The sequence below is a fragment of the Gordonia terrae genome (assembly GCF_001698225.1).
Classification (GTDB): domain Bacteria; phylum Actinomycetota; class Actinomycetes; order Mycobacteriales; family Mycobacteriaceae; genus Gordonia; species Gordonia terrae.
Window position 1 is genome coordinate 590,496 of sequence record NZ_CP016594.1, and the last position, 20,769, is coordinate 611,264.

Annotated in this window: 21 protein-coding genes; 12 read left to right on the top strand and 9 right to left on the bottom strand. The window is 67.8% G+C overall.

Features of this window, described 5'->3' with window-relative positions:
- Positions 1 to 166 precede the first annotated feature (166 nt).
- From BCM27_RS02710 to BCM27_RS02730, 5 genes are read left to right on the top strand one after another with little or no spacing between them, the layout of a single operon-like run.
- Positions 167 to 1,276 (top strand): phosphotransferase family protein, encoded by a 1,110-nt coding sequence (locus BCM27_RS02710; RefSeq protein ID WP_004023335.1) that lies wholly within the window; start codon positions 167 to 169, stop codon positions 1,274 to 1,276.
- A gap of 40 nt (positions 1,277 to 1,316) precedes the next feature.
- Positions 1,317 to 1,607 carry a hypothetical protein gene (locus BCM27_RS02715; protein WP_004023336.1) on the top strand — a complete coding sequence of 97 codons (291 nt, stop codon included), beginning with the start codon at positions 1,317 to 1,319 and terminating at the stop codon, positions 1,605 to 1,607.
- 8 nt (positions 1,608 to 1,615) lie between these two features.
- Positions 1,616 to 3,085, top strand: a complete 1,470-nt coding sequence (locus BCM27_RS02720; RefSeq protein ID WP_033204522.1) for a class I adenylate-forming enzyme family protein — start codon at positions 1,616 to 1,618, stop codon at positions 3,083 to 3,085.
- A 46-nt stretch (positions 3,086 to 3,131) separates the two neighbouring features.
- Positions 3,132 to 4,745 carry an FAD-dependent oxidoreductase gene (locus BCM27_RS02725; protein ID WP_004023338.1) on the top strand — a complete coding sequence of 538 codons (1,614 nt, stop codon included), beginning with the start codon at positions 3,132 to 3,134 and terminating at the stop codon, positions 4,743 to 4,745.
- A gap of 40 nt (positions 4,746 to 4,785) precedes the next feature.
- Entirely contained in the window at positions 4,786 to 5,259 is a 474-nt protein-coding gene (locus tag BCM27_RS02730) for a MaoC family dehydratase (RefSeq protein ID WP_004023339.1), read from the top strand.
- A gap of 18 nt (positions 5,260 to 5,277) precedes the next feature.
- Here BCM27_RS02730 and BCM27_RS02735 read toward each other — a convergent pair whose 3' ends face one another.
- From BCM27_RS02735 to BCM27_RS02765, 7 genes are all read right to left on the bottom strand, one after another.
- Positions 5,278 to 6,660: an FAD-binding oxidoreductase gene (locus BCM27_RS02735; protein ID WP_004023340.1), complete on the bottom strand. Its 1,383-nt coding sequence runs from the start codon at positions 6,658 to 6,660 to the stop codon at positions 5,278 to 5,280.
- 28 nt (positions 6,661 to 6,688) lie between these two features.
- Positions 6,689 to 7,021 carry a hypothetical protein gene (locus BCM27_RS02740; protein ID WP_004023341.1) on the bottom strand — a complete coding sequence of 111 codons (333 nt, stop codon included), beginning with the start codon at positions 7,019 to 7,021 and terminating at the stop codon, positions 6,689 to 6,691.
- A 265-nt stretch (positions 7,022 to 7,286) separates the two neighbouring features.
- Positions 7,287 to 8,594, bottom strand: a complete 1,308-nt coding sequence (locus BCM27_RS02745) for a signal peptidase I (RefSeq protein ID WP_004023342.1) — start codon at positions 8,592 to 8,594, stop codon at positions 7,287 to 7,289.
- Complete coding sequence (locus BCM27_RS02750) at positions 8,587 to 9,183, bottom strand: SipW-dependent-type signal peptide-containing protein (RefSeq protein ID WP_004023343.1); 597 nt, start codon at positions 9,181 to 9,183, stop codon at positions 8,587 to 8,589. The genes BCM27_RS02745 and BCM27_RS02750 overlap by 8 nt, the downstream gene beginning before the upstream one ends.
- Positions 9,180 to 9,773, bottom strand: a complete 594-nt coding sequence (locus BCM27_RS02755; protein WP_004023344.1) for a signal peptidase I — start codon at positions 9,771 to 9,773, stop codon at positions 9,180 to 9,182. Before BCM27_RS02755 ends, BCM27_RS02750 begins: the two co-directional genes overlap by 4 nt.
- The gene (locus BCM27_RS02760; RefSeq protein ID WP_141638839.1) at positions 9,770 to 10,333 is read right to left on the bottom strand and encodes a hypothetical protein; all 564 of its coding nucleotides are present in this window, start codon (positions 10,331 to 10,333) and stop codon (positions 9,770 to 9,772) included. Before BCM27_RS02760 ends, BCM27_RS02755 begins: the two co-directional genes overlap by 4 nt.
- A 25-nt stretch (positions 10,334 to 10,358) precedes the next feature.
- Positions 10,359 to 10,901 (bottom strand): alternate-type signal peptide domain-containing protein, encoded by a 543-nt coding sequence (locus BCM27_RS02765; protein ID WP_004023346.1) that lies wholly within the window; start codon positions 10,899 to 10,901, stop codon positions 10,359 to 10,361.
- Between the two features lie 391 nt (positions 10,902 to 11,292).
- Here BCM27_RS02765 and BCM27_RS02770 point away from each other — a divergent pair, with 391 nt between their 5' ends.
- The 4 genes from BCM27_RS02770 to BCM27_RS02785 all read left to right on the top strand — a co-directional run bounded on the left by BCM27_RS02770 (position 11,293) and on the right by BCM27_RS02785 (position 14,414).
- Positions 11,293 to 12,558 (top strand): lipase family protein, encoded by a 1,266-nt coding sequence (locus BCM27_RS02770; protein WP_004023347.1) that lies wholly within the window; start codon positions 11,293 to 11,295, stop codon positions 12,556 to 12,558.
- A gap of 64 nt (positions 12,559 to 12,622) precedes the next feature.
- The gene (locus BCM27_RS02775; RefSeq protein ID WP_004023348.1) at positions 12,623 to 13,312 is read left to right on the top strand and encodes a hypothetical protein; all 690 of its coding nucleotides are present in this window, start codon (positions 12,623 to 12,625) and stop codon (positions 13,310 to 13,312) included.
- A 128-nt stretch (positions 13,313 to 13,440) separates the two neighbouring features.
- Positions 13,441 to 13,872, top strand: coding sequence for an organic hydroperoxide resistance protein (locus BCM27_RS02780; protein WP_004023349.1), 432 nt, complete (start codon positions 13,441 to 13,443; stop codon positions 13,870 to 13,872).
- Between the two features lie 65 nt (positions 13,873 to 13,937).
- Complete coding sequence (locus BCM27_RS02785) at positions 13,938 to 14,414, top strand: Dps family protein (RefSeq protein WP_004023350.1); 477 nt, start codon at positions 13,938 to 13,940, stop codon at positions 14,412 to 14,414.
- An 87-nt stretch (positions 14,415 to 14,501) separates the two neighbouring features.
- On the opposite strand, the gene BCM27_RS02790 is transcribed toward BCM27_RS02785, so the two are convergent.
- Positions 14,502 to 15,083 (bottom strand): hypothetical protein, encoded by a 582-nt coding sequence (locus BCM27_RS02790; protein WP_004023351.1) that lies wholly within the window; start codon positions 15,081 to 15,083, stop codon positions 14,502 to 14,504.
- Between the two features lie 203 nt (positions 15,084 to 15,286).
- Between BCM27_RS02790 and BCM27_RS02795 the strand changes: the two genes are divergently transcribed.
- From BCM27_RS02795 to BCM27_RS02805, 3 genes are all read left to right on the top strand, one after another.
- The gene (locus BCM27_RS02795) at positions 15,287 to 16,759 is read left to right on the top strand and encodes a serine/threonine-protein kinase (protein ID WP_033204598.1); all 1,473 of its coding nucleotides are present in this window, start codon (positions 15,287 to 15,289) and stop codon (positions 16,757 to 16,759) included.
- Between the two features lie 129 nt (positions 16,760 to 16,888).
- On the top strand, positions 16,889 to 18,265 hold the full coding sequence (locus tag BCM27_RS02800) for a DUF2252 domain-containing protein (protein WP_004023353.1): 1,377 nt from the start codon (positions 16,889 to 16,891) through the stop codon (positions 18,263 to 18,265).
- 54 nt (positions 18,266 to 18,319) lie between these two features.
- Positions 18,320 to 19,690: a dipeptidase gene (locus tag BCM27_RS02805; RefSeq protein ID WP_004023354.1), complete on the top strand. Its 1,371-nt coding sequence runs from the start codon at positions 18,320 to 18,322 to the stop codon at positions 19,688 to 19,690.
- Here the strand turns inward: BCM27_RS02805 and BCM27_RS02810 are convergent.
- Positions 19,677 to 20,744 carry an acyl-CoA dehydrogenase family protein gene (locus BCM27_RS02810; RefSeq protein WP_004023355.1) on the bottom strand — a complete coding sequence of 356 codons (1,068 nt, stop codon included), beginning with the start codon at positions 20,742 to 20,744 and terminating at the stop codon, positions 19,677 to 19,679. The genes BCM27_RS02805 and BCM27_RS02810 overlap by 14 nt on opposite strands.
- Between the last annotated feature and the right edge of the window lie 25 nt (positions 20,745 to 20,769).

The following is a 20,769-nucleotide window of genomic DNA, read 5'->3' on the forward strand; positions in this document are numbered from 1 at the left end:
GCCAGTCGGATTGGGAGTAATCGAGTCCCTCCGCCATCGAAGCCATCCGGCGGGCCGCAGTTGACTAAATCATCATGAGGAATTAAGGTGTGACTGTGTTCACTCATACAGGCCGCGCCCGCCGTGCGCCATGGGACCGGTGCTCGAAGGCCGGGAGCGTTGACGCATGACCGCCGGTGCACGTGACGATCTCACTCCGGATGTCGCGCCGGTGCGCGACGGCGAGAATCTCGACTGGGATGCGCTCGAGACGTATCTCCGGCTGCACCTCTCTGAGGTCGGCGGACCGTTTTCGGTGCTCCAGTTCCCGCGCGGATCGGCGAACCTCACCTATCGGGTGACCTTCGGCGATCGGCATCTCGTGGTGAGGCGACCGCCGCTCGGGCAGGTTGCGGCGGCCGCGCACGACATGGCGCGCGAACATCGGGTGCTGTCCCGCTTGTACGCCGCCTATCCTCGGGCGCCTCGTGCGTACCTCCACTGTGCGGACACCGCGGTCATCGGCGCGGAGTTCTTCGTCTCGGAGTACCGGCGCGGTCACGTGGTCTGGGACCACGTCCCAGCGGCGATCTCGACCGACGCCGATGCATCCGTACGGGTGGGTCTCGCGGTCATCGACGCACTTGCGGACCTGCACGACGTCGATCCCGCCGCGTGTGATCTGCAGGATCTCGGCCGCCCCGAGGGATTTCTCCGGCGGCAGGTCGAGGGGTGGACGCGCCGGTGGGCCGCAGTCGCGGAGCAGTCGTTGCTCGATGATGCAGTGCAGACCCGGGTGATGGTCGACGAGGTCGCCGCGCGCCTTGCGCGCGACCTCCCTCGGACCCAACGAGCAGGCATCGTCCACAACGATTTTAAGATCGACAACTGTCAGTTCATCGCCGGTGATCCCGACCGAGTCGCCGCGGTGTTCGACTGGGACATGGCAACTCTCGGGGATTCGCTCGCCGACTTCGGCACGCTGCTGAACTACTGGCCCGACCACACCCTGTCAGCCGATGATCCCGGTGCGTTTGTCGCTGCGTCGGCCACTCGTGAGCTCGATCTCCCCGATCGTGATGCGGTCGTCGAGCGATATGCGTCCACGAGTTCGCTCGACCTCGCCGAGATCGCCTGGTACGAGGCCTTCGGATGCTGGCGCACCGTCGTCATCTTGCAGCAGCTGTATGCGCGAGCGGTCCGCGGCGAGAGCGCCGACCCACGCATGCTGCAGCGGGGCGAGATGGTCGCGCCACTGACTCGCCGAGCGCTTGCGTTGCTCGGCGGCATCGTCTGACCCACTTCCTTCTCCAAGCCGATCAGAAAACGAGGAACTCATGAAGACCGGAAGCAGGCTTCTCAGCTCGGTATGTGACACCGAGGTCATGGTGGTCAAGGGCGCCGACATCGAAATCGACTGTGGTGGTGCGCCGATGGTCGACGTCCGGACCGCTGACGTCGGCGATGTGGCAACCGGATTCGACGGCGGCACGGCGCTCGGAAAGCGGTACGTGCATGAGGCCTCGGGTCTGCAGGTGCTGTGCGTCAAGCCGGGTGTCGGAAGCCTGTCCGTCGACGGCGAGATCCTCCCGGAGCTCGCCGCGAAAAAGCTCCCCTCGTCGGACTGAGGCGCCGGATGAATGTGACGATGCTCCTCGAGATGGTCGCTCAGGCGGCCGGGGACAGAACCGCGGTCGTCGCCGACGGCACCCGCCTGACCTACGACGCGCTGGCCCACCAGGCCGGCGCGTGGTCGGCCGCCATCCGTGAACAGGACGTGCACGCTGTCGCCTACGTCGGCGAGAACTCCGCCGACACCGTGGCGCTCTTCTTCGGTACCGCGATGGCCGGGGTCTCCTATGTTCCGGTGAACTATCGGTGGACCGACGAGCAGCTGCGCGAGGCGCTCACGCGTATCGCACCGGTCTCGGTGGTGACCGACGAACGGTCCGCCTCACGTGTTCTCGGACTCGACGGTGTACATCCGTTGGGACGCCCTGATTCTGGTCGTGTCGCCGATGCCGCCGACACGGACGCCGACTTCCCCGCCGTCCTGCTGTTCACGAGCGGCACCAGCGGCACGCCGAAGGCCGCGATCCTGCGTAATCGGCACCTGGTGCCCTATGTGCTGTCCACCGTCGAATTCCTCAACGCGAGTGAGGAGGAAGCGATCCTCGTATCGGTTCCGCCATACCACATCGCCGCGGTGAGTTCCATGATCACGTCTCTGTACTCGGGTCGGAAGATGGTGCTGCTCACCGCATTCGAGGCCCGGGGGTGGGTCGATCTGGCGCGGCGCGAGCACGTCACCCAGGCCATGGTCGTGCCCACGATGCTCGACCGGATTCTCGACGTGATCGAATCCGACGGCAAGTCCCTACCCGCCCTGCGGCACCTGTCGTATGGCGGTGGGCGGATGCCGGTCGACGTCATCGAACGGACCCTGCGACTGCTGCCCGGCGTCGACCTGGTCAACGCGTACGGTCTGACCGAGACCAGCTCCACGATCAGCCTTCTGGGTCCGGAGGACCACCGAACCGCCTCCGCCAGTGCTGATCCCGCAATTCGCGCCCGCCTGGGGTCCGTGGGTCGAGCGCTGCCCTCGGTGCAGATCGAGATCCGCGACGACGACGGGGAGGTGCTTCCTCCCGGTGAGTCGGGGGAGATCTGGGTTCGCGGCGAGCAGGTGTCCGGCGAGTATCTGAGCCACTCGGCGATCGACGCGTCCGGGTGGTATCCGACGCGCGACCGCGGGCACCTCGATTCCGATGGGTTCCTGTTCCTGCACGGTCGAGCCGACGACGTCATCGTGCGCGGCGGCGAGAACATCTCGCCGAGCGAGATCGAGGACCGCTTGCGGCAGCACCCGAGCGTCGACGATGTGGCCGTGGTCGGGATCCCCGACGAGCAATGGGGCGAACGGATCGAGGCCTTCGTGGTGAGTTCGCGGGGAATCGATGTCGATGAACTGAAACAGTGGGTGCGCGACGGGTTGAGGTCCACCCGCGTGCCGCAGTTCATCCATCACGAGGCCGAGTTGCCGTACAACGAGACCGGCAAGTTGCTGCGGCGCGTGCTCAAGAACGAGCGGGTTGCAGCTCTGTAGTCGACCGTGACCGCTCAGCCGGTCCGAGGAGAAATCAGGTGAGGTCATGACGTTCGTGATCACGCAGAACTGCTGCAATGACGCGTCCTGTGTTCCGGTGTGTCCGGTCAACTGCATCCATCCGACTCCCGACGAGCCGGAGTATGCGACCACGGAGATGCTCTACATAGACCCGGACGCCTGCATCGAGTGCGGCGCATGCCTCGATGCCTGTCCGGTGAGCGCGATCGAACCCGACTACGATCTCGATGAGTCGTCGTTGCCGTTCATCGAACTCAACGCGGTCTACTACCGCGATCCCGCGCATCAGGAGTACGCCCAAGTTCCGTTCACACAACCGCCTGCGCGCTTCTGGGCGGGTGCAGAGAAGCTGCGCGTGGCGATCGTGGGGGCCGGGCCGGCAAGCAGTTACGCAGTCGAACACCTACTCGCTCAACGGGGTCTCGACGTACAGATCGATGTCTTCGAGAAGCTCATGACCCCGTGGGGGCTGCTGCGACATGGGGTCGCACCGGATCACGAGGCGACCAAGCAGGCGGCCGAGGCTTTCACCCGGTCGATGCGGCATCGCGCGGTCAGGGTGTTCTTCGACGTGGAGGTGGGTACCGACGTCACCTTCACCGAGTTGTCCGATCGGTATCACGCTGTGCTGTACGGCGTCGGTGCGGCGTCGGACCGACGGATGAGTATCCCCGGTGAGGACCTGGCCAACAGCATGTCCGCCACCGAACTGGTCGCCTGGTACAACGGGCACCCCGACGGGCTCGATCACGAACCCGATCTCTCATCGGAACGAGCAATCGTGATCGGGAACGGCAACGTGGCACTCGATGTCGCGCGAATCCTCGCGACCGATGTCGACGAGCTGCGGAAGACCGACATCGCCGAACATTCGTTGACAGCACTCGCCACGTCCCGTATCCGGGAGGTCCGGGTCCTCGGGCGGCGGGGTGCCGACGTGGCAGCCTTCACGACCCCGGAGCTGATCGGACTGCGAGAAGCGCTGGGCCCAAGGCTTGTTCGCAGCGAGGACCTCGGCGAACCCAGTCCGGACTCATCGGTGATGGCGATGTTCAAGAGGGAGTTGATCGAGAAGCTGCCGACGAGACGCCCGGACACCGACGAACCCGTCGTCGTGCTGGACTTCCGTCGGACCCCGGTGTCGGTGGTGGGCGACTCGACGGTGGCTGCGCTGCGCTGTGTTCCGACCGGCGGCGGTGAGGCGCTCGACCTGGCATGTGGTCTCGTCGTGCGGGCGGTCGGATACCGATCCGAACCGATCGCCGGCCTGCCGTTCGATCTCGAACGCGCCGTGGTGCCCAATGACGAAGGGCGCGTTACGGACATCGATGGCAGTGTGATCGCGGGCGCCTACGTGACAGGGTGGGTCAAGCGCGGCCCGACGGGCGCGCTCGGGACGAACCGACGCTGCGCACGCGCAACCGTCTCCTCCCTACTGGACGACTTCGGCGCCGGTCGGTTGGCCGGCCCGCAGGTGACCGACGACATCGCGGAGCGGTTCCCGAGTTCGGCGAACTTCGATGACTGGCGACGTCTGGACTCGCACGAGAAATCGACTGGCCGAGCATCGGGACGGACGCGGTTGAAGACGGTGACCCGCTCCGAACAGCACTCCATAGTCTCCGCACGTGACTCCTGACCCGAGAGTGCCCCTCACTCATGGACCAGACCGGAGACCGATGAATCACCCCGCCAGCGCTCCTCGCGTGTTCCCCTCCGTCGAGGCCTTCGCCGACGCGGTCGGCGAAGAGCTCGGGATCAGCCCGTGGCTGATCGTCGATCAGGGGATGGTGGACGCGTTCGCGGACGTCACCCGTGACCACCAGTGGATTCATGTCGACCCCGTCCGGGCGGGGGAGGGGCCGTACGGCGCGACCATCGCGCACGGATACCTGACCCTGTCCTTGCTGCCGTCGATGGGTTGGCAGATATACACCGTCGAAGGCGTGCAGATGGGTGTCAACTACGGGCTCGACTCCGTTCGCTTTCCTGCGCCGGTGCCGGTGGGCTCGCGCATACGCGCCGTGGCCACGCTGACCGACGTGCAGGACGCGACCACGGGTACGAGGTTCACCGTGCGTTTCGTCGTCGAGATCGAGGGGGCCGACAAGCCGGCGTGCGTGGCCGACACCGTTCGCGTGCTCGTCGGCTGAGGGTCGCCGGCCCTCCGGTCAGTCGAAGACCTTGCCCGGGTTGAGGATTCCGTTCGGGTCGAAAGCCGCCTTCACGCCTCGGTGCAGATCGAGCATCTCCGCTGTGAGTTCTCGTCGCAGGAACGACTTCTTGAGCAGGCCCACGCCGTGCTCGCCGGTGATCGTGCCGCCCAGCGAGAGTCCGAGATCCATGATCTCTCCGAACGCCTGGAACGCCCGGTCCACACTGTCGTCGTCATAGAAGATGGCCGGATGGAGGTTGCCGTCTCCGGCGTGACCGGGGCAGATGGCCCGGACGTCGTGGCGTCGGCCGATCTCGGCGACACCGTCGACGAGTGAGGCGAGAGCACTGACCGGAACGCACACGTCGTCGGCCAGCGGGCTGCCCTGGGCTGCGATCGCGGGGCCCAGGAGGCGCCGCGTCTCCATCAGCATGTCCGCTTCCTGGGAATCCGACGCGGTGTAGACCTCGTCGGCGCCGGACGAGAGGAAGCATTCCTCGAAGACTCCCAGGTCTTCTGCTGCGCGAACTCCCCGATCGGAGCGGATGAGGAGTACGGCGCCGGAGTCCGGAAGACCAACATCGCGAAAGTCCGAGATGATCGCGATGCTCGGGCCGTCGAGCAACTCGAGCATCGAAGGCCGGCGACCGGTCGCCTGCACGGCGGCAACGGCTTCGGCCGCCGCACGAACCGTGGGGAACATCCCGACTGCGGTCAGCGACTCCTCACGCTCGGGCAGGAGCGCAACGGTGATCTCGGTGATCGCGGCCAGCGTTCCTTCCGAACCGGTCAGCAGGTGGGTGAGATCGTAACCGGCAACGCCTTTCGCGGTTCGGCGTCCGGTGCGCATGACCCGACCACCGGGGAGGACGAACTCGAGGGCACGGATGTAGTCGGCGGTGACTCCATACTTCACGCAACACATTCCGCCCGCGTTGGTGGCGACGTTTCCCCCGATGGTGGACATCTCCCACGACCCTGGGTCAGGAGGATAGAACAGGCCGAGCTCGGCGACGGCCGCCGCGAGTGTCGAGTTGACCGTCCCGGGTTGGACGACCGCGATCTGTTCGACCGGGTCTATCTCCAGGATGCGGTCCATCTTCTCGAAGGAGAGCAGGATGCACCCGTCGACAGCGTTCGCCGCGCCGGCGGCGCCGGTCAACGCGCCTTGACACACGACGGGAACGCGCTCGGCGTTCGCGACCGAGAGAACGTGGGAGACTTCGTCGGTGGTGGTCGCCGAGACGAGTGCGATCGGTTCACCGGCGGCGCAGAACGGGGCGATGTCGCGCAGTCGGTCGATCCAGGACTCGGGAGTGGTCCGGAGCGCCGACGGGGCCAGCCCACCGGCAAGGCGATCGAGAACCCGGGTCGTCGTCGCCGTCATCGTTTCAGACACGAGCTTCCTGTCCCTCTATCGTTGGTCGTCACACGAACGTCGGCACACGGGCTTCGGCGCTCGCGTGAAGCCGGGGCAGGGGCGCGCGGATGCCGGCAGTCAGGTGTAGGCCGTCGAACCGCCCGAAGCGTTCTGCGTGGAGTTGTAACCTGTCGACCCGCACCTGCCATTCGAAGCTGGCGAAACGATCGCGTAGCCAGAGAATGTTGATGAAGGCCAGCGTGTCGTCGAGGTGGCCAATCGTGTGCCGACGAACTTCTTGTTGCAGCCGAGCATGATCGAGCCCCGTGACCACCCAGAGCTCGGTGGTCGTCGACCGATCCCTCAGGAGGACGCCGGAATTCGCAATGGTGAGGAGCACGATTATCGCTGCGTTGAGCCGGGGACGAGCTTGTAACCGACTGCGGGTCGTCGAGCACTTCTCTTGTCTGCCATCTGGTTTCCGCCCGTGATCTGTGAGTGCGAGAGCGAGCACAGGTCGACGCGTGGGCGCGGCCCGGGGGCCACGGACCCGGGTGCGAAGCCGGCCGCGAGAGCGTTCGGGTGTGCTCCACGCCACTCTAACATTCATCCTGATGAATTCGCCAGCCACCGCCTGCCGCCGGTCGTCGAACCCCGGACCGCTCTCAGCGATACCCGTCGGCCGTTGTCGGCTCCGAGGTTCGCGATACATCGGGAACTGCCTGTCCGACTTCGGATTCGCGTGTCGCCGGGGAAGTGGTCGGCGTCGTGGGCGTCGAGGTCGGTGGGCCATCGGTCGGTGAGGCCGGGTCCGTGGACGGCTCGGTCGACGATGATCCCGGGGTCTGCGACGCCGAACTCGGCGAGCCGGATTCGCTCGGGGTCGTGCTCGACACGGACGGGGCGGTGCGGGCCTGACGTCCGGGTGCTGCCCCGGGACTCGTCACCGTCCCCGGCGTCGCGCACGACGAACTCAAGACAGCCTTCGTGATCCGATGGGTCAGTGTGGGACTCGGCGAGATCCAGAAGTTCCCCACGCGGGAGACGAGATGAACCGTCGTCGAGCTGGGGAGCAGATCCAGGAGACCCGCACTCACCGTGTAGCTGACGGTCCCCGACGCCTGGGCCGGTAGGTCCTGGGTACTGAGCAGGAGACCGGTCGTCGTGGCCCGGAACTCGAGCCGGTAACCGAACGCGGGCCCGACCACCGGCCAGCTCAAGAGGGCGCTCGTCAGCAGTGTTCCCTGGGTCGCACAGGTGAAGCTCGCCGGCCGGGGCGCGGTGCCCAGCGTCATCGTCACCTGGCCGACGGTCCGGTCCGTCACCCCCGCTCGGGCGGCACCGGGCGGCAACGCGACGATCAACGTCGCCGACAGCGCACCGACGAGGAACATCGACATCCCGGCATGCGTGGCGCGTCCGGGGAGGCCGGGGGGCGGAGTGGTCGCCCGGTGCCGACCGCTGTTGCGTCTGCGCCGGTGGGGTCCGAACACCGCGACGAGCAGCCAGACCGCCAGGACGATGCCCGCCGCGCGGGCAGCGGGCGTCGACGACCACGCGACGGCATAACCGAGATAGGGGACATCGGCCAGCACGCGCTCGACGTCGGTGACGACATACGGGATGAGATCGGGTTCGGTGTTCGCGTCACCCTTCAGTACGAGCGACACCGAATTGCCCGCGCCGGCATCCGCATTCACCACCCGGTGGGTGATCCGATTGCCGTTGTCGGCGATCACGCTCACGACGTCACCCGGCTCGACCGCGCCGGCCGGGACCTCGCGAGCGAGGGCGAGGGAACCGACGGGGATCGCCGGCTCCATCGATCCGGACCGGAAGACGAGTGGTGTGATGCCGAACAGCACGGCCGACAGGGCCAGGCACATACAGACCACGCCTGCGACGGCACCGACGCTCAGCGCGACGTCGGTTCCTCGCCCGGGCCGGCGACCGGGGGTGACGGGCTCAGACATTCGCCACCCCTGTGCCGTCGAAGGTGAACACGACGCCGCCGGTTGCGGCCTGGGTGGCATTCGATGCCGTTGCGGGCAGCGTGAACTGAAGGCACAGGATCTCGGCTCCGGTGCCGGCCGCGAGTGGGCCGCGCGTACCGAGGATGGCGGCGTCGGCGCCGGTGAGCGGCATGGTGGGAACCGTGGGGGTGCCGGTGCACGTCGATCCCGAGATGGTGCCGCCGACCACGACGGCGAGTTGTACCGCGGTACCGGCCGTGCCCGTCCCTCGGACCTTGGTCGTGTAGGTCGCGGCGACATTGCCCCGACTCTGGACGGTGACACGCACCGCGGCGGATTGTCCGGGCAGCAGCGCCGACCCGAGTGGCACCGACAGCGGCGCGGCCTGGGTCGCGTTCACGTTGTCGAGCCACAGATCGACGGTGCCGGTGGTGAAGGTCCCGGAGGTGGTCGTCGTGGTTGCCGACCAGGCGGCCAGTGTCCCGACTGTGCCGAGTCCGAGAACGATCCCGACCGACAGCACCGCACGGACGCGGGTCGACCGCAGGAATCGCCCGAACCCACGTGCGGCCGCGCGCATCGTGCTCATCGCGGCGCGGATCCGGTCGACACCCGCCGCCTGTCGACGACCGCACCGACGAGCTGAACGGCGGCATAGAGCCCGAGGGCGCCCGCCATGACGGTCACCACCAGAACGCGAGTGTCTCCGGTGAGCCAGTTGTTGACGTAACCGAGGTACGGGATCGAGTACCACACCGCTCCGCGGATCTGGGCCGGCTCCACGGACCCGGGGTCGGGCTGTGGGTTGTTGTCGCCCTGCGTCGTATACGTACGTCCGCCGGTACTGTCCATGCCCGTGGCGATGATCCGATGCGTGACGACTGCGGGTTCGCCCGACCGGATCTGGTAGGTGATCACCTCGCCGACCGGCAGGCGGTTCGTGTCCGAGTCCCGGACCACGACCAGCGTGCCCGGCGGGTAGGTGGGTCGCATCGACTCCGTCAGCACCGTGTACGGCTGGGCGTTGCCGACGAGTGGGATCACGACGAGCGCCAGGACCAGTGCCGAGACCGCGAACACGAGTAGCCAGGTGACGATCGTGCTGACCCACCACCATGGTCCGGTGCGCGACGGATCCGACTCCGTGGTCGACCGAGTGTCGTTGTGCCGGTGGCTCATACCTGCTCCGCCCGGAAGCCGAAGACGTGGGTGTAGGTGGCCGGTTCGGCCCCGGCGACGGAGATCAGCGTGCTCCGGATGCACCAGGTGTCCTGCGCCCCGGCGGCCAGGGTGCGGAACGCCGATGCGACGGTCGAGACGGAGCCGACGCCCGACAGTGTCGGGAAGGCGCTCGTCGGCCCGAGAGCCGATGTCGCCGTACAGGTTCCACCGATTGCCCCGGCGAGGGCCACCGCGACCGTCGACGCCGTCGACACCTGTGGGCCGGCGGAGGTCAATCGGTACCGCAGTGGCGTCGTCCCCGTGTTGACGATCGCCAGCGGCGCCTGCCGGAACTGGTTCGGGACGAGAGCCGCTCCGGTCAGCTCGGGAAAGGTGTAGACGTTGTCGGCTCCCGAGCCGGTGGCGAGGGCCAGTCGGCCGGTGGCCACCTGGCCGGGAGCCGACGACGCGGTCTCGGTCCAGTACGCCCCGGTCGAGCGCACCGACACCGCGATCAGGACGACCACCACCGCGAGCGCTGCCGCGCCCGCGACGGGCCCGAACACGTGGCGCGACATGCGCATCCGTCGTCGTCGAGGTCGCTCAGGCGCGTTCCTGCTGCAGGGTCACCTGCAGCTGCGAGAGGTTGACCGTCGAGTTGATCCCCACCTGATCGGGGGTGTCGCGATCGAAGTCCACCGTGACGGTGACGTCCACGGTCTTTCCGTTGTCGGCCGTCGTGATCACGCTGCTCGGAATGGGCGCGCCGCCGAAGGTCGCGGTGTTCGTGACCGTCACCCAATCCGTCAGCGCTGCCGGAATGACGTTGGTGCCCTGATTCGTCGTGGTGATGCGCGCGGTCAGGTTGTCGCCGATCGCGGCGACCCGGTAGCTCGCGGTGAACTGCAGGACGTCACCGGGCACCATCCGGAAGGTCGCCGGATCGATGTCGACCGGGGCCGCGGCATTCGAGACATCCTGCCACTGACCCGCATTCACTGCTGTCAGGTCGAGCGTTCCGGTCTGGACGTCGCCGGAGTCGGTGGTCTCGCTGTCGCTCCACAGGGCGTAGGTGCCCAGGCCGCCCAGCAACAGCAGCACGGCCGCCACCGCTGCGAACAGACCCTTGCTGACCTTCTTGTTCACTTTTTCGCCTCTCGTCGTGGTGTGCCGATTCGCCCGAGAATTCGATCGAAATGGGGTCAGAATCGACGCGAGAAATGTACCGATCCGACTTCGAGGCTATTCGTATGAATGGGTGAGGGAAAAGTGGCGGTCATTCTTTTTGGGGAACGCGAGCGAAATTGCGCATTGTTCAATCACGAGACCGTAACGAATTCTTTCGCTGCACTGAAATGGTCGGGCCCCGTGGGGAGGATGTTCGGCCCACCGCGTCGGGACTCCGTCGTCGGCTGCTCCCCCGGACGCCGGAGTGGGGAACTCCTGGTGCCCGGACCCCCCGACGCGATGCCAGTCACCTGACTCAAGTTACTGTGGGGTAGGTTACACAGCCATGAACGGGAGGTCGGGGAAGAACATGACTCATCGCAGGACATCGAGACGTGTCGTCGGTGTCGTCGGCGCGCTGGTGGCGGCCTGTGCCGCATCCTTGCTTCCGGCTGCGGCCGGTACCGCTGCCGCGGCGGATTTCTACAGCCCACCGGCCCGGTATGCATCCGAGCCGGGTTCAGTGATCCGCAGCCAGTCGAGTCCGCTGCTGCTCCAGATCCCCGGGATGGCCGGTCAGTGGCCGGGGACGGCGCGCACCGTGATGTACACCTCGCGTCGTTCCGACGGGACACCCGTCCCGGTCACCGGCACCGTCGTCGAGCCCACCGCGCCGTGGCGCGGCAAGGGTCCGCGACCGACTCTGGTCGTCGGGTCCGGAACGATCGGTCAGGGCGACCAGTGCGCCCCGTCGAAGCTGATGGGTCTGCCGATGGCGGTCGACCTCACGAAGCCGAGCATCTCGGTCAACTACACGGCACCTGAGATGTACTACATGCTCGTCCACGGCGTGCGGGTCTTCGTCACCGATTACGTCGGGATGGGCACGCCCGGTGTGCACACCTACGTCAACCGCGCCGAGTCCGGACAGGCCATGCTCGACGGTGCGCGGGCCGCGCTCGACCTCTCGGGCGCGCCCGCCGATGCGCCGGTCGGCTTCGCTGGGTACTCGCAGGGCGGGGGAGCCGCGGCGTCGGCCGCCGAACTCGCCGAGACCTACGCGCCCGAGCTGAACGTCCGCGCCACCTACGCCGGCGCACCCCCGGCCGACCTGGAGAAGGTCATCCCGGCGATCGACGGCACCACCATCGCGGGTGCGATCGGTTTCGCGATCAACGGACTGACCGAGCGGTATCCGAACGTCGCCGACGTGGTGCGCCGAGAGACCAATCCGACCGGCAAGGCCGCGCTGAAGCAGATCTCGACGAGTTGTATCGGCGACATCATCCCGGCCTTCGGTTTCCGCCGCGTCGAGACGTGGACGCGAACCGGTGAGACGCTGTCAGCCCTCATCGCGCGATCGCCGGGGCTGCAGGACGTGGTCCGGCAGCAGCGGATCGGACGCCTGAAGCCGAACGCGCCCGTCTTCGTCGAAGGCGGACTGCACGACGACGTGATCCCGTACGGCCAGGTCGCGCAGCTCGCCGCGGACTGGCGGGCGCAGGGCGCCGACGTCACCTTCGTCACCGATCCCACCCCGCCCATCCTGACCAAGTCGATCGTCAACCACGTCGTGCCCATGCTCGGGACATTCGTGCCCGGGATGGAATTCGTACTGACCGAGTTCCGGAAATAGGCCGCACGTTGTCGGGCGTTTCTCGGCGCTGGAGGGCCGCCGGGGCGAGTGGCAGGATCGGGGCATGACGGATCCGAAGGACCCGACCGGCGGGACGTCCGGCGACCCGGCCGGGCGTGACCCCGACCGTGTCCCGAGCCAGGCCGAGCTGGATGCCGAGGACCTGGCCGCCCTCGAACGATCCTCCCGAGACCGGGACCAGGCGGCGCTCTATCCGGCCCGGCCCGGCGATCCCGGACGGCCACCGGATGCGCTCGCCGTGCACGCACGGATCGTGTGGTGGGGCGCCGCGGTGATCGGGTTGGTGCTGACGATCTACGGCTTCTTCAACCTGGGGACCATCACCGACGACCTGCGTGGCCGGTTGCTCGAAGGAGTGGTGGCCGACCCGGCGAACTCCGCCCCGGAGAGCGAGGTCGATACGCTCGCCGGGTTCTTCCCGCCGTTCATGCTGGTGATGATCATCGTCGTGCTCGCCATCGAGTACGCGTGCCTGGTCACCGCTGCCACACAGCACAGCCGCCACCTCCGGAACTTCTTCCTGGCTGCCGTCGTCGTGCACCTGTTGTGCATCCCCGTCGGCGTCGACCTCCTCTTCCGGTACCCGGACGTGTCGTCGACCATGGTCGTCCTGAGCTATGCGCAATTCGTTCTGCTCGTGGTCGCCGCCCTCTGCACCCTGCGTCGCCCGGTCAACCAATGGCTACCGGAGTCGACCCGGATGAAGCCGACGCGGATGATGCGCGGACGCTGAGTCGGTTGCGGAGCCCGGTGTCGCGACCATCACGTCGCCGACGGCGGTGTCGCCGGAATGTTCGGTGAACGGAACGGGTTGGAACGACCGTTGGCCGAACCCGCACTGAGTATCCAGGAGGATCTCGAATGGCAATCGAACCGGTGTACACCATCTCGTCGAAGGCGTCCGGCGGTGGACGCGACGGCGAAGTCGTCTCGGCAAGCGGCCAGATCGACCTGGACCTGCGCCCGCCGAAGGAACTCGGTGGCAACGGCGAGGGAACCAATCCGGAGGAGTTGTTCTCCGCGGGCTACGCGGCCTGCTTCCTGAGCGCGCTTCGTGCCACGGCCAAGCAGGCGGACACCCCGGTCCCCGACGGGGCAACCGTGGACGTGACCGTCGGAATCGGGAAAGACCCCGCGGACAACGGATTCGGGCTCACCGTCGCCATCGAGGTGTCGCTGCCCGGCCTCGACGAGGCCAAGGCCAAGGAGCTCGCCGACCTCGCGTACACGTTCTGCCCGTACTCGAAGGCGACCAAGGGCAACATCGACTCCGCGGTCACCGTCCGCGTCTGACCGCGTCGCACAGCGCAGTCGGAGCACGACTGCGACCAGCTATGACAAGAAGGGAGTTCTTGATCATGACCACTACTCCGATCACCAGCACACTCACCGACGAGCAGCAGTCCGTCGCCGGAAAGGCGTTGCAGGACACTCTCGTCGATCTCATCGACTTGTCGCTTATCGCGAAGCAGGCGCACTGGAACGTGGTCGGCAAGCAGTTCCGATCGGTGCATCTCGACCTCGATGAGCTGGTCACGGTGTCCCGGGAGTTCACCGATGCGGCGGCCGAACGGGCCACCGCGATCGGCGTGAGCCCCGACGGCCGTGCCGAGACCGTCGCGAAGACCGCCCACACCAAGGGATTCGGTGAGGGATGGACCAAGGACAGTGACGTCGTCGAGGCGATCGTCGACAATCTCAAGGCAGTCGTCGCGGGTCTCCGCGAGCGAATCGGGGTCACCGAGGAGGCCGATCCGGTCACCCAGGATCTGCTGATCTCGTTCGCCTCGAAGCTCGAGCAGCTGCACTGGATGTGGCAGGCGCAGATCGCCTAGCGAGCCGCCTGACCCTCTCACAGCAACGAACCCCCGCCGGGCGGTCCAGCCCGGTGGGGGTTCGTTGTGTCTCGGGTCGCCGGTCGGTCAGTCGACGGGCCGTGTGGAGACCGGGGTTTCGGTGGACGGGGCCTCGGTGGACGTGGCTTCGGCCGTCGGGGCTTCGGCGGACGCGGCTTCGGTGGACGGGGCCGAGTCCGGATCCGAGTCCTCGCCGGCGTAGGAGTCGCTGAAGGACACCCGTGGCGTGGTCGCCGAGTGATACAGCGCGATGCCGACGTACACCAGCGTCGAGACCCCGAAGACGCCTGCGGCCACGATCGTCGCGACGTGTACGACGGTCGCGAACACGCCGTCGAGTGATCCCACCGCGAGCGCTCCCGCTCCGGCGAGCACCGCACCGAGAAGCGCCCACGCGGCGCTCCGAATCCACGGCGCGACCACCGAGGCGTAGAAGAGCCGGTGATAGATGGTCAGCGAGAACTCGTCGACCGCGGCCAGCCGCACCTCGTCGTCGCCGGCGAGGTCGCGCAGTTCCCGGGCGAGCTGGGTCTGGCGCTGCAGGGTCGTCGATTCCCGTTCGCGGTATCGCACGAATCCGACGACGCCGAACGCCGTAGCCACGAGTCCCAACCCGACCATCACACCCCAGTAGTCCACGACATGCACGCTACAACTAGAACCTGTTGCAGTCGTGAAGCGGGTCACAGGGCCGCGTCGTCGTGGCCGGTCACGGCCTCGCCCCCGCGGTGGCCGTCGAACCCGCACTGCCGGCGCTGCTACGTTGGGCGACCGTCTGCGCCGGAACGGACGGACCGGGGCGAGCCCGGCGGCCGCGCGGAGGATTCGGCAACGAACGGGAGGGTGCGCGGGTGACCGGTCGGGTGATCTGGACGTCGATCGTGTGCGTGGTCGTCGGCCTCGTCGTGAGCGCTTCGGCAACCGGTGTCGGGGCGTCTGGCGTCGGGGCGTCCGGGATCGGTGCGTATACGAACCCGCCGCCGGGCGTCGGCGTGCTCTCCGGCGATGTACCGGAGTCCGTTCAGCTCAGTCGCGAGCTGTACGCCCGATCCGACGAGGCGATCCTGGTGGGTCCCGACGCACTCGAGGACGCCGCCGGCCGGGCCGCTGCAGCACGTGTCGCACAGGACAAGCACGTGCCGGTCCTGGCCGTGACCCCGCAGACGGCGCCCAGCGTCACCGACGAACTCCGACGACTCGGGGTCGAGACCGAGGTCCGGCTCGGCCGGGTCGATGGCATCCCGTCGCCGCGTATCTCCGCGGCTCTCGACGACCTGCGGGGCAACGCCTCGAGGTCGGGGACCGCACCGGTGGTGATGCTGACCCGCGACGCCCCGGCCGACGCGATCATGACGGCACGGTCGGCGGCACGTGTCGTCGAGGTGCCGGTACCCGACCCGCGTGCGACCGCCGAGTCGGTGGCCACGATCGAGGCGGCCGCGTCCGAACCGGCCGCCGTGCGGGCGGTGGGACCCGGCTTCGGCACCACCGAGGAGTTCGCCCGGCGCGTCGAACTGGCCCGCGACACACCGGAACTGCCCGGCGGTGGGCAGGTCGTCTTCCCGGGCAGGCGGATGGTGGCGTTGTACGGCTCGCCGGACGCGCCGGCGCTCGGTCCCCTCGGCCGGCAGGGCATCGCGGCGTCGATAGACCGGGTGCGTCGCCTCGCCGCCGAGTATCAGCGGGTGAGTGCCGAACCGGTGGTCCCGGCGTTCGAGATCATCGCGTCGGTCGCCTCGGCCGAACCGGGCCCGGGGTCGACCTACACGAACATGATCGATCCGGAGACCCTGCGGCCCTGGGTCGAGGCCGCCGGCCGCGCCGGGGTCTACGTGACCCTCGACCTCCAACCGGGCCGCATGGACTTCCTGACGCAGGCGCGTCGCTATGCCGACCTGCTGGCCCAACCGCATGTCGGCCTGGCGCTGGACCCCGAGTGGCGGCTCGAACCCGATCAGGTCCATCTCACCCAGATCGGCTCGGTCGGGGCCGGGGAGGTCAACCGGACCTCGGAGTGGCTCGCCGGACTCGTCCGAAGCCGCCACCTCCCGCAGAAATTGTTCGTGCTGCACCAGTTCGACGCCGGGATGCTCGACGATCGGCCCGCGATCGTGACCGACCGCGACGAGTTGCAGGTGGTTCTGCACGCCGACGGGCACGGCACCCCGGACGTCAAGATGGAAACCTGGCGCAGATTGGTCACCGATCTCCCGGCGGGGATGTGGATGGGCTGGAAGAATTTCTACACGGAGGACAAGCCGACGTTCTCGCCCGCGACCACGCTGGCGGTGCGCCCGTCCCCCTGGTTCGTGTCGTATCAGTGACTCCGACGTCACCATGCGGTCCGGGCCGGACGGACGTCGTTCGCGGCGGTTCACCGCGGGTTCCGAACGGGACCCGGAGAACTGCAACTCCGCCCGGTGGCGGGGCCGCACCGACGTGAAGGAGCGCCCGTGGCGACATCCCTCTCCACCCTGCCCACCGCTGCCGAACTCGCCGCGTGCCCCACGCCGACCGAGCGCGCCGACCCGCTGAAAATCCTGGCGGCGCAGGCACAGACCCGGGTCGCCGACCTGATCCCGGTGCGGCACGCCCGGATGTCGGCCACCCCGTTCACCTTCTACCGCGGTGCGGCCGCGGTGATGTCCGACGATCTGTCGCGAACCCCGGACACCGGGATCATCACGCAACTCTGTGGCGACGCACACCTCAGCAATCTCGGTCTCTTCTTCAGCCCCGAACGTCGAATGGTGTTCGACCTCAACGACTTCGACGAGACGCACGTCGGCCCGTTCGAGTGGGACGTCAAACGCCTCGCGGCGAGCTTCGCGATCGCCGGACGCAACAACGGATTCGACGACGCGATCAACCGCAAGGTCGCCAAGACCGTCGCCAAGTCGTACCGGCGGGCCATCGCGCGCAGCGCCACGCAGACGACGCTCGAGAACTGGTACGCCGGCATCGACGCCGACGACTTCCTGACGGATTTCGGTCCGAAGCTCGACACGTCGATGAGTGAGCGTACGCAGAAGGCCCTCGAGAAGGCGCGTCACCGCGACAGTGCCCAGGCCCTTGCGAAGCTCTGCGTGATCGACGCCGACGGTACGGCGCACATCCGCAGTGACCCTCCGCTTCTGGTGCCCCTGCACGAACGGTTCCCGGCGGAGACCGCCGACGTCGTCGCGGAGCGGGTCCGCGAGCGGATCAGTGCCTACCGCGACACCGTGCCCCTGCACGTGGCGGCGCTCCTCGACCAGTTCGAGATCGTCGACATCGCGTTCAAGGTGGTGGGAGTCGGCAGCGTCGGTACGCGGGCATGGATCATCCTGCTCACCGGCAAGGAGATGGGTGACCCGCTCTTCCTCCAGGTCAAGGAAGCGCAACGCTCGGTTCTCGCCGACCATGTGCCTGCGTCCGGCTTCGACAACCAGGGCCAGCGGGTGGTCGAGGGTCAGCGACTGCTCCAGGCGACCAGCGATCTGTTCCTCGGCTGGTCGACGGGGACCGACGAGAACGGCGAGCGACGCGACTTCTACGTGCGCCAACTGCGGGATGGCAAGGGTTCGGTGGTCGTCGAGGCCCTGAGCCCGGAGGGCATGAAGTTGTATGCGCAGTTGTGCGGTCTGGTCCTGGGTCAGGCGCATGCGCGCACCGCGAGCCGCTTCCGGATCGCCGAGTACCTGGAGACCACCAAGGGCTTCGGCGAGGCCATCGCCGAGTTCTCGATCGGCTACGCGGATCTCAACGACTCCGACCATTCGAGGATGATGGAGGCCATCGGCCGCGGCGAACTCGAGGTGTACGACCTGGTGGCCGAGGGAAAGAGCTGAGTCCCGTCCGTTCGGCCGGGACCGCCCGATTCGAGGACAGACGGGAGATCGCCGGTGGAATCGACTGCGCGAGAAAACGACAGGGACGTCGAACTGCGTGACCAGGTGGCCGCGCTGATGCCGCAGGCGAGGTCAGATCTCGCGGAGATGGTCGGTTTCCGGTCGGTGCACGATCCGCATCAGTTCCCCGTCGAGGAGTGCGACGGGATGGTCGACTGGCTGCTGTCGGCGTTCCGGGATGTCGGCGTGGAGGACATCGCCGCACATGTCACGAGCGACGGGAGCAAGGCGGTCACCGGATCGATTCCCGGCCCGGAGGGCGCACCGACCGTCCTGCTCTACTTTCACCACGACGTCCAACCGCCCCTCGGTGACGATGAGTGGGATTCTCCGGTGTGGGAATTGACCGAGCGCGACGGTCGCTGGTTCGGGCGCGGAGCGGCGGACTGCAAAGGCAACATCGCGGTACACCTCACCGCGCTGCGGGCACTTGCCGGCTGTGCCGGGGTGACGGTGAAGATCATCGGTGAGGGCTCGGAGGAGCAGGGGACCGGCGGCCTCGAGGACTTCGCGGTCCGGAATCCGGAACTGCTTGCGGCCGATGCCATCCTGATCGCGGACTCCGGCAACTTCGCCGTCGGGAAACCGAGCCTGACGACCACCCTGCGGGGTATCGCGAACATCGTGGTGTCGGTGGAGACGCTCGGGTCGGCCATGCACTCCGGGATGTTCGGCGGCGCCGCGCCGGATGCCCTCGCCGCCCTCATCTCGATGCTCGCCACCCTGCGTGACGAGCGCGGCAACACCACCGTCAGTGGACTCGACGCCGACGCCCGCTGGTCTGGGGTGTCCTACCCGTCCGAGCGATTCCGTGGCGATGCAACGGTTCTCGACGGGGTCGAACTGGTCGGATCGGGATCGGTGTCGGACATGGTGTGGGCGCGTCCGGCCGCCACGGTGCTCGGTATCGACTGCCCACCGGTGGTCGGATCGTCGGCGGCCGTGCAGCCGCGGGCGCGGGCGCGGATCAATCTCCGGGTGCCGCCGGGGATGGACCCCATGCATGCGCAGGACGCACTGATCGAGCATCTCCGCCGGGTCACGCCCTGGAACGCACGGGTGTCCTTCGAACGCGAGGCGGTCGGGGCGCCGTTCGTCGGGTCCACCAGCGGCCCGGCGTACGACACACTCACCGACGCGATGTCGACCGCCTACGGCAGTGAGGTGCTGATCCAGGGACAGGGCGGGTCGATCCCGTTGTGCAACGTTCTCCAGTCGCTGTACCCCGACGCCGAGATCATGCTCTTCGGTGTCGAGGAGCCGCGCTGCCTGATCCACGCACCCAACGAGAGCGTCGACCCTTCGGAGATCGAACGGATCGCGCTGGCCGAGGCCATCTTCCTGCGCGACTTCACCTACCGCTGAAGAGCTGCAGCAACGCGTTTTTCAGCTCCGGTCGACTCGCGGCGACCAGGATGAACGCGGCTTCGCGGAACAGTCGCTCGGAATGACTCCCGCGCACGAGTGCGCGTCCGCCGTCCGCGGACACCAGCGCGGCCGCGGCGTCGAGTGCCAGGCGGGCGGCGTCGGCCCGGGCTGCCAGCAACGCGGCGGCATCCGCCATCCCGTCGTCGAGTGCGGTTCGCGCGACGTCGGCGCGCTCACGCAGCGCACGGGCTTCTCGGTCGTGCCCGCTGATGTCGAGCAACGCGGTGCATCGGCGCAGGAGCCCGAACGGGAGGGTGCCGTTGAGCCGGACGCCGACGTTCTGGTTCGCGAAGAACTCCGCGAGGCCCACTCGGGTCACCACACGATCGACGGGGACGATGAGGCCGTCGACGCGCAGCGACACCGTCTTCGTCCCGGCGGCAGCGGACAGGTCGACGGGTGTGGCCTGCACCGCGCGGGCCGACGCGCCGTCGAGGAGATCGGACATGCGCACGATCGCGGACACGACATCGTCGGTGCCGGCGTCGCGTGCCGAGATCTGCAGGAGGTCGAGGTCGCCCCAGCCGCTGACGAAGGGAGCGTGACCGGAGAGCAGCCAGCCGTCGGCGGTGGCCGTCGCGGACATCCGTGGCGGCGTGGGGACGACCCCGGCATAGGCGACCCCCGCACGCAGTCGTCCGGCCACGGTCGCTTCGAGGAATTCCGCTCGTAGGTCGGCGTTCGTGGTCCGGGACAGGGCCAACACGACGCCGTGATGCTGAATCCAGGTGAAGGCGGTGGCGAGACAACCGCTGGTCAGTACCTCCAGGATCTCGGTGATCTGACCGAACTCGAGTCCCGGCCCACCGGCCTCGACCGGCGCGGCCATCCCGTACAGGCCGGCGTCGGCCAGCGCCTGCCAGTGCGCTTCGGGCACTGTGCCGGTGCGGTCCACCTCTCCGGCCGCCGGGAACAAGACCTCATCGGCGATCCTGAGCGCGGCCGCCCGGAGCTCGACGCGTCGTGCGTCTGCGGCGTCGTCGGTGGTCACGGTTCTCACCCTACGACGCGTGCTC